This is a genomic window from Pseudomonas sp. ZY71 (assembly GCF_036542145.1).
In the GTDB taxonomy this organism is placed as follows: Bacteria; Pseudomonadota; Gammaproteobacteria; order Pseudomonadales; family Pseudomonadaceae; genus Aquipseudomonas; species Aquipseudomonas koreensis_A.
The window spans coordinates 1,175,413-1,188,065 of the sequence record NZ_CP144274.1 but is presented as its reverse complement, the minus strand read 5'-3'; the positions used below and the strand labels follow the sequence as shown (position 1 = coordinate 1,188,065).

General features: G+C 59.6%; 9 protein-coding genes. 1 reads left to right on the top strand and 8 read right to left on the bottom strand.

Features of this window, described 5'->3' with window-relative positions:
- Nucleotides 1-480: 480 nt before the first annotated feature.
- Nucleotides 481-792 (bottom strand): Nif3-like dinuclear metal center hexameric protein, encoded by a 312-nt coding sequence (locus tag VY732_RS05095; RefSeq protein ID WP_116028684.1) that lies wholly within the window; start codon nucleotides 790-792, stop codon nucleotides 481-483.
- Between the two features lie 5 nt (nucleotides 793-797).
- A complete protein-coding gene (purL, locus tag VY732_RS05090) occupies nucleotides 798-4,694 on the bottom strand; it encodes a phosphoribosylformylglycinamidine synthase (RefSeq protein ID WP_331694831.1) in 3,897 nt (1,298 codons plus the stop codon).
- Between the two features lie 285 nt (nucleotides 4,695-4,979).
- Here purL and mltF point away from each other — a divergent pair, with 285 nt between their 5' ends.
- Nucleotides 4,980-6,440 (top strand): membrane-bound lytic murein transglycosylase MltF, encoded by a 1,461-nt coding sequence (mltF, locus tag VY732_RS05085; protein ID WP_093436891.1) that lies wholly within the window; start codon nucleotides 4,980-4,982, stop codon nucleotides 6,438-6,440.
- Nucleotides 6,441-6,567: 127 nt separating this feature from the next.
- Here the strand turns inward: mltF and pdxJ are convergent, their stop codons facing one another.
- From pdxJ to lepA, 6 genes are all read right to left on the bottom strand, one after another.
- Nucleotides 6,568-7,311 carry a pyridoxine 5'-phosphate synthase gene (gene pdxJ, locus VY732_RS05080; RefSeq protein WP_038357694.1) on the bottom strand — a complete coding sequence of 248 codons (744 nt, stop codon included), beginning with the start codon at nucleotides 7,309-7,311 and terminating at the stop codon, nucleotides 6,568-6,570.
- A gap of 47 nt (nucleotides 7,312-7,358) precedes the next feature.
- Nucleotides 7,359-8,048: a DNA repair protein RecO gene (gene recO, locus VY732_RS05075; protein ID WP_116028683.1), complete on the bottom strand. Its 690-nt coding sequence runs from the start codon at nucleotides 8,046-8,048 to the stop codon at nucleotides 7,359-7,361.
- A gap of 165 nt (nucleotides 8,049-8,213) precedes the next feature.
- Nucleotides 8,214-9,116 carry a GTPase Era gene (gene era, locus VY732_RS05070; protein ID WP_016771562.1) on the bottom strand — a complete coding sequence of 301 codons (903 nt, stop codon included), beginning with the start codon at nucleotides 9,114-9,116 and terminating at the stop codon, nucleotides 8,214-8,216.
- A complete protein-coding gene (gene rnc, locus VY732_RS05065) occupies nucleotides 9,109-9,798 on the bottom strand; it encodes a ribonuclease III (RefSeq protein WP_016986099.1) in 690 nt (229 codons plus the stop codon). Before rnc ends, era begins: the two co-directional genes overlap by 8 nt.
- A 169-nt stretch (nucleotides 9,799-9,967) precedes the next feature.
- A complete protein-coding gene (gene lepB, locus VY732_RS05060) occupies nucleotides 9,968-10,822 on the bottom strand; it encodes a signal peptidase I (RefSeq protein ID WP_007909027.1) in 855 nt (284 codons plus the stop codon).
- A gap of 5 nt (nucleotides 10,823-10,827) precedes the next feature.
- On the bottom strand, nucleotides 10,828-12,627 hold the full coding sequence (gene lepA, locus VY732_RS05055) for a translation elongation factor 4 (protein WP_034154800.1): 1,800 nt from the start codon (nucleotides 12,625-12,627) through the stop codon (nucleotides 10,828-10,830).
- Between the last annotated feature and the right edge of the window lie 26 nt (nucleotides 12,628-12,653).

The window sequence follows — 12,653 nt, the reverse complement described above, 5'->3', positions numbered from 1 at the left end:
CACCACTCAACAGGATGAGCGTTAGCTCGGCTGCAGCTCTTGATCTTGATCCACCGGCCCCGTCGTCAGGCTGAGTGGAGGGATTTATCCGGGGGTGGGAGCGCAGCGACCGTTTGGCGCAGCCAAATGCATCGAGAGGAGGTGCAGCGAAGCAAACCGTAGGCGATGCGCCCGGATAGATCCCGGAGCGAAGGAACCCCGAGCTTTAGCGAGTGGGCCGAACGTTGGGGCAAGCCTTTTCGGTTACCTTTTCGGCGTTTGGAAAAGGTGACCCGCCGTAAGGGCGGAACCCTAAGAAGCCGTTACCGCAGCAATGGATATGTACTCGGTCAGTCAGAACATTATTGCCTGAGCCGGCGCCTTCGCGAGCAGGCTCGCTCCCACATTGGATTCCCATCGCCCGGAAAATCGGGGGGGGGCAACAAAAAACCCGCAGACAATCACTCATCTGCGGGTTTCCTGTTTCAGCAGCAAGAAAGATCAGAAATCTTCCAGCCGCCACACTTCATAAGCCGGTGTCTCGTACGGATGACTGAGCTTCAACGCCGCCACAACAGCAACGATCAACTCATCCGCCACCACAAGCTCAACCTTCCACTCCTCAACCCGCTCAACCTGCCCCGTCTCACCAATGAACGGCTGACTCCCGTCCAAAGGCCGAAACTGACCAGACCCAAGCACCTGCCAAGCACAGTGGTCATAGTCACCGATCCGCCCACCACCCGCAGCGAACACAGCCCCCTTGACCACCTCGACATGACTGTCAGGAACAAAAAAAGCGAGCTTGTACACAGGCCTTAGTTCACCCAGACGCGCGCATTACGGAACATACGCATCCAAGGTGCGTCCTCGTTCCAGTCTTCCGAACGCCACGAGTTCTGCACGGCACGGAACACACGCTCCGGGTGCGGCATCATGATCGTCACACGGCCATCACGGCTGGTGAGACCGGTAATCCCGCGCGGCGAACCGTTCGGGTTGGCCGGATAACGCTCGGTGACCTTGCCATGGTTGTCGACGAAACGCATCGCCACGCAACCGGACAGATCGGCTTCCAGCAGGGCTTCTTCGCTGGAGAACTCGGCGTGACCTTCACCGTGAGCGATGGCGATCGGCATACGCGAACCGGCCATGCCTTGCAGGAAGATCGAGTTCGATTCCTGGATCTGCACCATCGCCACGCGCGCTTCGAACTGCTCGGAGCGGTTGCGCACGAAGTGCGGCCAGAACTCGCTGCCCGGGATCAGTTCGTGCAGGTTGGACATCATCTGGCAACCGTTGCACACGCCGAGGGTGAAGCTGTCGTTACGCTCGAAGAAGCCCTGGAAGGCATCACGGGCGCGGCTGTTGAACAGCGCCGACTTGGCCCAGCCTTCACCGGCGCCGAGCACGTCGCCATAGGAGAAACCACCGCAGGCCACCAGACCTTTGAACTCGTTCAGGTCGACACGGCCAGCGAGAATATCGCTCATGTGCACGTCGATCGCGTTGAAACCGGCGCGGTCGAACGCAGCGGCCATTTCCACCTGACCGTTGACGCCCTGCTCACGCAGCACGGCAACCTGTGGGCGGATGCCTTTCTTGATGTAAGGCGCGGCGATGTCCTGGTTGACGTCGTAGCTGAGCTTGACGCTCAGGCCCGGGTTGTCTTCTTCCAGCAGCACGTCGAACTCTTGCTCGGCGCAGTCGGCGTTGTCGCGCAGACGCTGGATCTGGTAGCTGGTTTCAGCCCAGGTACGTTGCAGCAGACGACGCTGGCCTTCGAACACGGTGTCACCGTTGAAGGTGATGTTGATCTGGCCATTGTTGATCGGCTGACCGATCACCGACACGCAGTCGCCCAGACCGGCCGCGCTGAACTGCGCGAGAATGTCTGGCGTGGCGTCCTGACGAACCTGGATCACTGCACCCAGTTCTTCGTTGAACAGGATCGCAGCGATTTCTGCCGAGGACTCGGCAACGCTGTCGAGGTTCAGGCTCAGACCGCAGTGGCCGGCGAAGGCCATTTCCACCACGGAGGTCAGCAGACCACCGTCGGAGCGGTCGTGGTAAGCCAGCAGGTGACCGTCGGCGTTGAGGCCCTGGATCACCGCGAAGAAGGCTTTCAGGTCTTCGGCGTCATCGACGTCCGGCGCGTGTTTGCCAAGTTTGCCGTGTGTCTGAGCAAGAATCGAAGCACCCATACGGTTCTGCCCGCGACCGAGGTCGATCAGGATCAGGTCGGTGGTGCCCTTGTCCATGCGCAGTTCCGGGGTCAGGGTCTGACGGATGTCAGCCACTGGCGCGAAACCGGTCACGATCAGCGACATCGGCGAGGTCACGGTTTTTTCTTCGCCGTTGTCGTTCCAACGGGTGGCCATGGACATCGAGTCCTTGCCCACCGGAATGGTGATGCCCAGCTCAGGGCACAGTTCCATACCGACCGCTTTCACGGTGTCGTACAGACGCGCGTCTTCGCCCGGGTGGCCGGCAGCGGACATCCAGTTCGCCGACAGTTTGATGTCGGAGATCCTGTTGATGCGCGAAGCAGCGATGTTGGTCAGGGTTTCGCCGATGGCCATGCGGCCCGACGCCGGAGCGTCCAGCAATGCCAGCGGAGTACGCTCGCCCATCGCCATCGCTTCACCGGTGTAGACATCAAAACTGGTGGCGGTGACGGCAACGTCGGCCACCGGAACCTGCCACGGGCCGACCATTTGGTCACGGGCCACGAGGCCGGTGATGGTGCGGTCGCCGATGGTGATCAGGAAGCTTTTGCTCGCCACGGCCGGGTGATGCAGAACACGTTCGATGGACTCGCTGATGTCGAGGTTCGACGGATCGAAGTCATCGCCCAGCTCGGCTTCACGAACCACCGAACGGTGCATGCGCGGGGCTTTGCCCAGCAACACTTCCAGTGGCATGTCCACCGGGTTGTTGCCGAAGTGGCTGTCGGTCACGGTCAGTTGCGGTTCAGCGGTGGCTTCACCAACAACGGCAAACGGGCAACGCTCACGTTCGCAGATCGCCTGGAAGCGCTCGAAGTCTTCCGGGCCGACCGCCAGAACGTAACGTTCCTGGGATTCGTTGGACCAGATTTCGTGCGGGGCCATGCCCGGCTCGTCGTTGGGAATGTTGCGCAGTTCGAAACGGCCACCGCGGTCGCCGTCGTTGACCAGTTCCGGGAAGGCGTTGGACAGACCGCCCGCACCCACGTCGTGGATGAAGCTGATCGGGTTCTTGTCACCCAGTTGCCAGCAACGGTCGATGACTTCCTGGCAGCGACGCTCCATTTCAGGGTTTTCACGCTGCACGGAAGCGAAGTCGAGATCCGCCGAGCTGGTGCCGGTGGCCATCGAGGAAGCGGCGCCGCCACCCAGACCAATCAACATCGCCGGGCCGCCGAGAACGATCAGCTTGGAGCCAACGACGATCTCGCCTTTCTTGACGTGTTCTTCGCGGATGTTGCCCATGCCGCCAGCGAGCATGATCGGCTTGTGGTAACCGCGAACTTCGTCACCGTGCGGGGTGGTGATCGATTGTTCGAAGGTACGGAAGTAGCCAGTCAGCGCCGGACGACCGAATTCGTTGTTGAACGCGGCGCCGCCGAGCGGGCCTTCGATCATGATGTCCAGCGCGGTGACGATGCGCTCAGGCTTGCCGTACGGCACTTCCCACGGCTGTTCGAAGCCCGGGATCTGCAGGTTGGATACAGTGAAACCGGTCAGGCCAGCCTTTGGCTTGGCGCCACGGCCGGTGGCACCTTCGTCACGGATCTCGCCGCCGGAACCGGTCGATGCGCCCGGGAACGGGGCGATCGCGGTCGGGTGGTTATGGGTTTCAACCTTCATCAGGATGTGCACTGGCTCCTGCACCGCGCCGTACTGGCGGGTTTCAGGATTCGGGAAGAAACGGCCGGCGACGTTGCCGACGATCACCGAGGCGTTGTCCTTATAAGCCGACAGAACGCCTTCGCTGTGCATCACGTAGGTGTTCTTGATCATGCCGAACAGGCTTTTTTCCTGGTTCTCACCATCAATATCCCAACTGGCGTTGAAGATCTTGTGGCGGCAGTGCTCGGAGTTGGCCTGGGCGAACATCATCAGTTCAATGTCGTGCGGGTTGCGCTTCAAGCCGTTGAAGGCGTCGACCAGATAGTCGATTTCGTCTTCAGCCAGGGCCAGGCCCAGCTCGGTGTTGGCTTTTTCCAGCGCGGCGCGACCGCCACCGAGGATGTCGATTGCGGTCAGCGGCTTCGGCTCGGCGTGGCTGAACAGACCGGCGGCCTGTTCGAGGTTGGCCAGCACGATCTGGGTCATGCGGTCATGCAGCACGTCGGCAATCTGCCGGGCTTCGGCTTCGCTGAACTGACCGGCAACGTAGAAGGCGATACCGCGCTCCAGACGCTGGATCTTGTTCAGGCCGCAGTTGCGGGCGATGTCGCTGGCCTTGCTCGACCATGGCGAGATGGTGCCGAAACGCGGCAACACCAGAAACAGACGGCCGGTCGGCTCTTGAACCGGAACACTTGGACCGTACTTCAGAAGGCGCGCTAGCACCTGCTGTTCGTCGCCGGTCAGGACGCCGGTGACTTCGGCGAAGTGAGCGAATTCAGCATACAGGCCACTGACAGCTGGAACCTTCTGGCTCAGTTGCTCAAGGAGTTTGCTGTGGCGAAAGGCAGAAAGGGCAGGAGCGCCGCGCAGGATCAACATCTTCGGGACAGCCTCGGGAAGGGGTGTGCTTTGAGGCCGTGCATTCTAGCCTAAACCGCCCTCAACATCACCCGAAACGCTACGCACGGTTGCACTCGAGTATCAATCTGTGTTTCCGACTTCAGAGTCAGGTAAATCAGCTATTCAGAGGCCGCTTATTTTTACTGTAACAAAAAGCCGTAAAGGCCCGTTTCTGCGGGGTTTAGCTCGGTTTTGTGATCGCTAGCAGACTCGCCCTGCACTGTCGAGATATGGCGCCCGCGGCCGTTTGCGTATACTGCGCAGATGTTTTTCCCAACGGCTTTGCGTCCGCGGTACGCCAAATGGCTGATCGCAACCGGACTCTTCCTGATGCTCGGTGGCTGTGTTGATAAACCCAACACACTCGAGCGCGTAAAGGAGGACGGTGTGCTGCGGGTGATTACCCGTAACAGCCCCGCCACCTACTTTCAGGATCGCAGCGGTGAAACCGGCTTCGAATACGAGCTGGTGAAACGCTTCGCCGACGATTTGGGTGTCGAGCTGAAGATCGAGACCGCCGACAACCTCGATGACCTGTTCGATCAGATCGGCAAGCCGAACGGCCCGGTGCTGGCCGCCGCCGGTCTGGTCAGCAGCGAACAGCGCAAGCAGCAAGTGCGGTTCTCGCACTCCTACCTTGAAGTCACCCCGCAGATCATCTATCGCAATGGCCAGTCGCGGCCGACCGATCCCGGTGATCTGGTCGGCAAGAAGATCATGGTGCTTAAAGGCAGCACTCACGCCGAACAACTGGCGGAGCTGAAAAAGAAATTCCCCGGCATCGAATACGAAGAGTCCGACGCGGTTGAAGTGGTCGACCTGCTGCGCATGGTCGATGAAGGTCAGATTGACCTGACTCTGGTCGATTCCAACGAAGTGGCGATGAATCAGGTGTACTTCACCAATATTCGCGTGGCCTTCGACCTCGGCGATGCGCGCAGCCAGAGCTGGGCGGTTGGCCCGGGCGAAGACAACAGCCTGCTCAACGAGATCAACGCGTATCTGGACAAGGTGCAGAAGAACGGCACCCTGCAACGCCTCAAGGATCGCTACTACGGCCACGTCGATGTCCTCGGTTACATGGGCGCCACGACCTTCGCCCAGCACCTGCAGCAGCGCCTGCCGAAATACGAACAGCACTTCAAGAACTACGCGAAGAAAGAGAAAGTCGACTGGCGCCTGCTGGCGGCCATTGGTTATCAGGAATCGCTGTGGCAGCCGACCGTCACCTCGAAAACCGGCGTGCGCGGGTTGATGATGCTGACCCAGAACACCGCACAGGCAATGGGCGTTTCCAACCGCCTCGACCCGAAGCAAAGCATCATGGGTGGGGCGAAATACCTGGCTTATATGAAGGATCAGCTCGACGATTCGATCAAGGAACCGGATCGCACCTGGTTTGCCCTGGCGGCGTACAACGTCGGCAGCGGCCATCTGGATGACGCGCGCAAGCTGACGGCCAAGGAAGGGTTGAATCCGGACAAATGGCTCGATGTGAAGAAGATCCTGCCGCGCCTGTCGCAGAAGCAGTGGTACAGCAAGACGCGTTATGGCTACGCCCGGGGCGGCGAGCCGGTGCACTTCGTGGCGAACATTCGTCGCTATTACGACATTTTGACCTGGGTGACGCAGCCGCAGCTTGAAGGTGATCAAGTGGCTGAGGGCAATCTGCATGTGCCCGGCATCGACAAATCAAAACCGGCGCAAGAACCTGCCCCGCTCTAAAAAACACCCCAAAAATAAATGTGGGAGCGAGCCTGCTCGCGAAGGCGTCGTGTCAGTCGACATCATCTTTGACTGATACCACGCTTTCGCGAGCAGGCTCGCTCCCACAGTTGTTATGCGGTGACCTTTAGTGCTTGGCAGCCGCCAGGATCAGCGCCTTCATTTCCGATACCGCAGACTTGAAGCCAACGAACAACGCATGCGCCACCAGCGCGTGGCCGATGTTCAGTTCGTTGATGCCCTTGATCGCCGCGACGGCTTCAACGTTGTGGTAATGCAAACCGTGACCCGCGTTAACGATCAGGCCTTGGGCCAGACCAAACGCCACACCGTCCGCCACACGCTTCAGTTCTTCAGCTACTTCGGTCGGGGTTTCGGCATCGGCGTAGCGCCCGGTGTGCAGTTCAATCGCAGGCGCACCAACACGCTTCGACGCCGCAATCTGCCGCTCGTCAGCGTCGATGAACAACGACACTTCGCTGCCGATCTTCGACAGACGCTCGACCGCTGCCTTGATCCGCTCTTCCTGCCCCGCCACATCCAGGCCACCTTCAGTGGTCAGCTCCTGACGGGTTTCCGGCACCAGGCAGATGTGCGCAGGACGGATGCGTTCGGCGAACGCCATCATTTCTTCGGTGACGCCCATTTCGAAGTTCATGCGGGTTTGCAGCACGTCCTTGAGCAGCAGAACGTCGCGTTCCTGAATGTGCCGACGGTCTTCACGCAGGTGCACGGTGATGCCATCGGCACCCGCCTCTTCCGCGTCCAGTGCAGCCTTGACCGGGTCCGGGTAGCGCGTGCCACGGGCCTGACGCAGGGTGGCGACGTGGTCGATGTTCACGCCAAGAAGAATGCGATTGCTGGTGGTCACGGATGCGCTCCTGAATTGAGAGATTCGGCGCACAGCATACGGGGTGATCAGGGCTTGCGAAACAGTTCGCGACTGACGAGGGGGCGACCGCCCAGGTGAACGGCCAATGCCTGACGCATCAGGCGCTTGGCCGCGGACAGCGCGCCGGGGGCGGTCCAGTCAGCTTCGGCCATGGCCAATAATTCAACGCCGTTGAACAGGCCGGGTTGCAGCAGGAAGACTCGCTCCAGCCCCGCATCCACTTGCAGGCGATAGAGACCATCTGCCGCGACGGGCTCGCCGTGGATATCGGTGTTCAGGGAAAAACCGTAACCGAGATCGTCCAGCAGTCGCCATTCGAACGAACGTAGCAACGGCTCCAGCGGACGACCTTCAGCCAGTGCCAGCAAGGTTGCAGCGTAGTGATCGAATACGCCCGGATGAGGATCTTCAGCGGGCAGCAGACGGATCAGCAATTCATTGAGATAGAGACCGCTGAACAGCGCCTCGCCGTTGAGCCACGCCGAAGTGCCCGAACTCTCCATGCGCCCAACATTCTTCAGCTCACCCTTGCCACGGAATTCGACTTCCAGCGACACGAACGGCCGCGCCAATGTCCCGGCCTTGCCCCGCGCACTGCGCAACACCGCCCGCAGCCGCCCTTGCGGCGTGAGGAAATCCACCAACGCGCTGGTTTCGCGGTAGGCGCGGGAGTGCAGGACGTAGGCGGGTTGGGCGGGAGGCGGGTTTTGCGACATTGAGTTCTCGATGAAGAAACGCAGATTTACACACAACCCAAAACCACTGTGGGAGCGAGCCTGCTCGCGAAAGCGGAGTGACAGTCAACATCAATGCTGAATGTTACATCCCTTCGCGAGCAGGCTCGCTCCCACAGTGGGTATCGGTGTTCTCTGGAACGCTGATTACAGGTCGCCGTAACCCAGCGAACGCAGCGCGCGCTCGTCGTCGGACCAGCCGCCCTTCACCTTCACCCACAGGTTGAGCATGATCTTGGAGTCGAACAGCAGCTCCATGTCCTTGCGCGCTTCGGTGCCGATGCGTTTGATGCGCTCGCCCTTGTCGCCAATGATGATCTTCTTCTGGCCGTCACGTTCAACGAGGATCAAAGCGTGGATGTGCAGGGTCTTGCCCTGCTGCTTGAACTCTTCGATTTCGACGGTGATCTGGTACGGCAGCTCGGCGCCCATCTGGCGCATGATTTTCTCGCGCACCAGTTCAGCGGCGAGGAAACGGCTGCTGCGGTCAGTGATCTGGTCTTCCGGGAAGAAGTGATCGTTCTCCGGCAGATGATCAGCGATAACCTTTTCCAGCGCTTCGAGGTTGTGCCCGTGCTGCGCGGAAATCGGAATGATCTGCGCGTTCGGCAGTTGTTCCTGCAACCAGCTGAGGTGCGGCATCAGCTCGGCTTTGTCTTCGATGCGGTCGGTCTTGTTCAGCGCGACGATCAGCGGGCCGGTCACGTACTGCACGCGCTCGAGAACCATCTGGTCTTCGTCGGTCCACTTGGTGCGATCGACCACGAAGATCACGACGTCGACGTCTTTCAACGCCGCCGAAGCGGTTTTGTTCATGTAACGGTTCAGGGCCTTTTCGCCACCCTTGTGCATACCGGGGGTGTCGACGTAGATCGCCTGCACGTCACCTTCGGTTTTGATCCCGAGCATGTTGTGGCGGGTGGTCTGCGGCTTGCGCGAGGTGATCGCGAGCTTCTGGCCGAGGATGTGGTTGAGCAGCGTCGACTTACCGACGTTGGGACGGCCGACGATGGCAACATAGCCACAGCGAGTTGCGTTTGTATCAGTCATTGCCATTCTCCACGCCCAGGGCAATCAGTGCTGCAGCGGCCGCTACCTGTTCGGCAATACGACGGCTCACACCCTGACCTCGGCTTTTTTCATTCAGTAAGACAACTTCGCACTCGACGAAGAAGGTTCGGCAGTGCGGCTCGCCCTGGATATCCACCACTTCATAGCGTGGCAGATCGCAACCGCGCGATTGCAGGTGTTCCTGCAGGCGGGTTTTCGGATCCTTGTTGGTGTCGACCAGTGTCAGACCTTCGAACTCACCAGCCAGCCAGGCCAGCACGCGCTCACGCGCCATGTCCATGCCGGCATCGAGGTAGATCGCACCGATCAACGCTTCGAGGGCGTCGGCCAGAATCGATTCGCGACGGAAACCGCCGCTTTTCAACTCGCCGGAGCCCAGTCGCAGGTAATCGCCAAGGTCGAAACCGCGCGCCAGTACGGCCAGCGTCTCACCTTTTACCAGGCGTGCGCGTAAACGCGACAACTGGCCTTCGCGGGCCAGCGGGAAGCGATCGAACAGCGCCTCGCCAGCGACGAAGTTGAGGATGGCATCACCAAGGAATTCCAGGCGTTCGTTGTTGCGCCCGGCAAAACTGCGGTGCGTCAGGGCCAACAGCATCAGCTCCTGATCCTTGAAGGTGTAGCCGAGCTGGCGCTCGAGACGGCTTAGAGAAACGCTCACGGTTTACCCACGCTGAGTTCGTGGCTGGATTCCACTGCCATCGCCGGGATGCGGCGCAGGCCTGGGACAATTAACGCTGTGTTCAAAAATTAAATCCTGGCGATTGCGAAGCCGATTGTGCCGGCTCCAGAAATGCATTCGGCGCTGTGGTCAACAGCGCCGTGTGTGATTACTTGATCAGGCCAACCCGCGAGAAATTCGGCAGATGACTGAGTTTCGGTTCCGGCCAGCTCATCCAGACCGCGAAGGCCTTGCCGACGATATTCTGGTCGGGAACCATGCCCAGCAGATCCTTGGGAATGTTTGGATCATCCCAGTAGCGACTGTCATTCGAATTGTCGCGGTTGTCGCCCATCATGAAGTAGTGCCCGGCAGGCACTGTCCACGAGCGATCCGGCGTGGCGCGGTAGCGGCTCATTTCCTTGCGGATCAGATGCTCGGCTGCGCCCAGTTTCTCTTTGTACAGTTCGGCGCTGCCCAGCGTGCCCGGCTCGGCGCCGACCATCTGCTCGGCAATCGACTCGCCATTGACGAACAGACGCTTGTCGGCGGTGTAACGCACCGTGTCACCCGGAAGACCGACCACACGTTTGATGTAGTTGACGTTCGGATCGCTCGGGTAGCGGAACACCATCACATCGCCGCGCTGCGGATCACCGACTTCGATGATTTTCTTGTCGATCACCGGCAGGCGGATCCCGTAAGAAAACTTGTTCACCAGAATGAAGTCGCCGACGTCCAGGGTTGGCTTCATCGAGCCCGAAGGGATCTGGAACGGCTCCACGAGGAACGAACGCAGCACCAGCACGATGAACAACACCGGGAAGAACGACTTGCCGTATTCAACCAGCAGCGGTTCTTTGTTAAGTTTTTCAACGACCACCCCGTCAGGCTGGCTGACGCTGCCTTGATAAGAGGCAATGGCAGCACGCCGACGCGGTGCCAGGATCAACAGATCAAGCAACGCCAACAGGCCGCAGACGAACACGGCGATGACCAGCAACAGCGGGAAATTTAGTGACATAGGACCTAACTATCCAACCTGAGCACGGCAAGGAAGGCTTCTTGTGGAATTTCCACGTTGCCGACCTGCTTCATGCGTTTCTTACCGGCCTTTTGCTTCTCGAGCAGTTTCTTCTTACGGCTGACGTCACCACCGTAGCATTTGGCCAATACGTTCTTTCTGAGCGCCTTGACGGTTGTCCGTGCAACGATCTGACCACCGATGGCGGCCTGAATGGCTACGTCGAACATCTGACGAGGAATCAGTTCTTTCATCTTCTCGGTCAACTGGCGACCTTTGTAGTGCGAGTTGTCACGATGCACGATCAATGCGAGGGCATCGACCTTGTCGCCGTTGATCAGCACATCCAGTTTCACCAGATTAGCCGATTGGTAACGGTCGAAATGGTAATCCAGCGAAGCATAGCCGCGACTGGTGGATTTGAGACGGTCGAAGAAGTCCAGGACCACTTCGTTCATCGGCAGGTCGTAAGTGACTTGCACCTGATTGCCGAGGAACAGCATGTCGACTTGAACGCCACGCTTCTCGATGCACAGGGTGATGACGTTACCCAGGTGCTCTTGCGGCACGAGGATATTGGCGCGCACGATCGGCTCGCGCATGTCTTCGATCGACGACACATCCGGAAGCTTGGACGGGTTGTCGACGTAAATCGTTTCACCGGTTTTCAGCACCAGTTCGAAAATTACCGTCGGTGCTGTGGTGATCAGGTCCAGGTCATACTCGCGCTCGAGGCGCTCCTGGATGATTTCCATGTGCAGCATGCCAAGGAAGCCGCAACGGAAGCCGAAGCCCAGTGCGTCGGAGCTTTCCGGGGTGTACTGCAGCGACGAGTCGTTGAGGGTCAGCTTCTGCAGCGCTTCGCGGAAATCTTCGAAGTCGTCGGAGCTGACCGGGAACAGACCGGCGTAAACCTGTGGCTGGATGCGTTTGAAGCCGGGCAGCACTTCAACGTCCGGGGTGGAGCTCAGGGTCAGGGTGTCACCGACCGGTGCACCGTGAATGTCCTTGATGCTGGCGATGATGAAGCCCACTTCGCCGGCTTTCAGATCCGTGGTGGCGGTGTGTTTCGGGTTGAACACACCCACGCTGTCGACCAGATGGATCTTGCCAGTGGACTTGACGAGGATCTTGTCGCCCTTCTTCACGCGGCCATGACGCACGCGCACCAGGGAGACAACGCCCAGGTAGTTGTCGAACCAGGAGTCGATGATCAACGCTTGCAGCGGATCTTCGATGTTGCCGGTCGGCGCAGGAATGGTGTGCACCAGACGTTCGAGCACTTCGTCGACACCCAGGCCGGTCTTGGCGCTGCAGGTGACGGCGTCGGTGGCGTCGATACCGATGATCTTCTCGATTTCGTCTTTGACGCGATCAGGATCAGCCTGCGGCAGGTCGATCTTGTTCAGCACCGGCATGACCTCAAGGCCCTGCTCGATGGCGGTGTAGCAGTTGGCCACGGACTGGGCTTCAACGCCTTGACCGGCGTCGACCACCAGTAGCGCACCTTCACAGGCAGCCAGGGAACGGCTGACTTCATAGGTGAAGTCGACGTGGCCCGGGGTGTCAATGAAGTTCAGCTGATACTTGATGCCGTCTTTGGCGGTGTAGTAGAGGGTAACGCTGTGGGCCTTGATGGTGATCCCGCGTTCACGCTCCAGATCCATGGAATCCAGTACCTGGGCTTCCATTTCACGCTCGGCCAGGCCGCCGCACATCTGGATGAAGCGATCGGCCAGCGTCGACTTGCCATGGTCAATGTGGGCGATGATGGAGAAATTGCGGATATGACTCAAATCACTCACGGATCAACACTCAAAAAGGCTGCAGG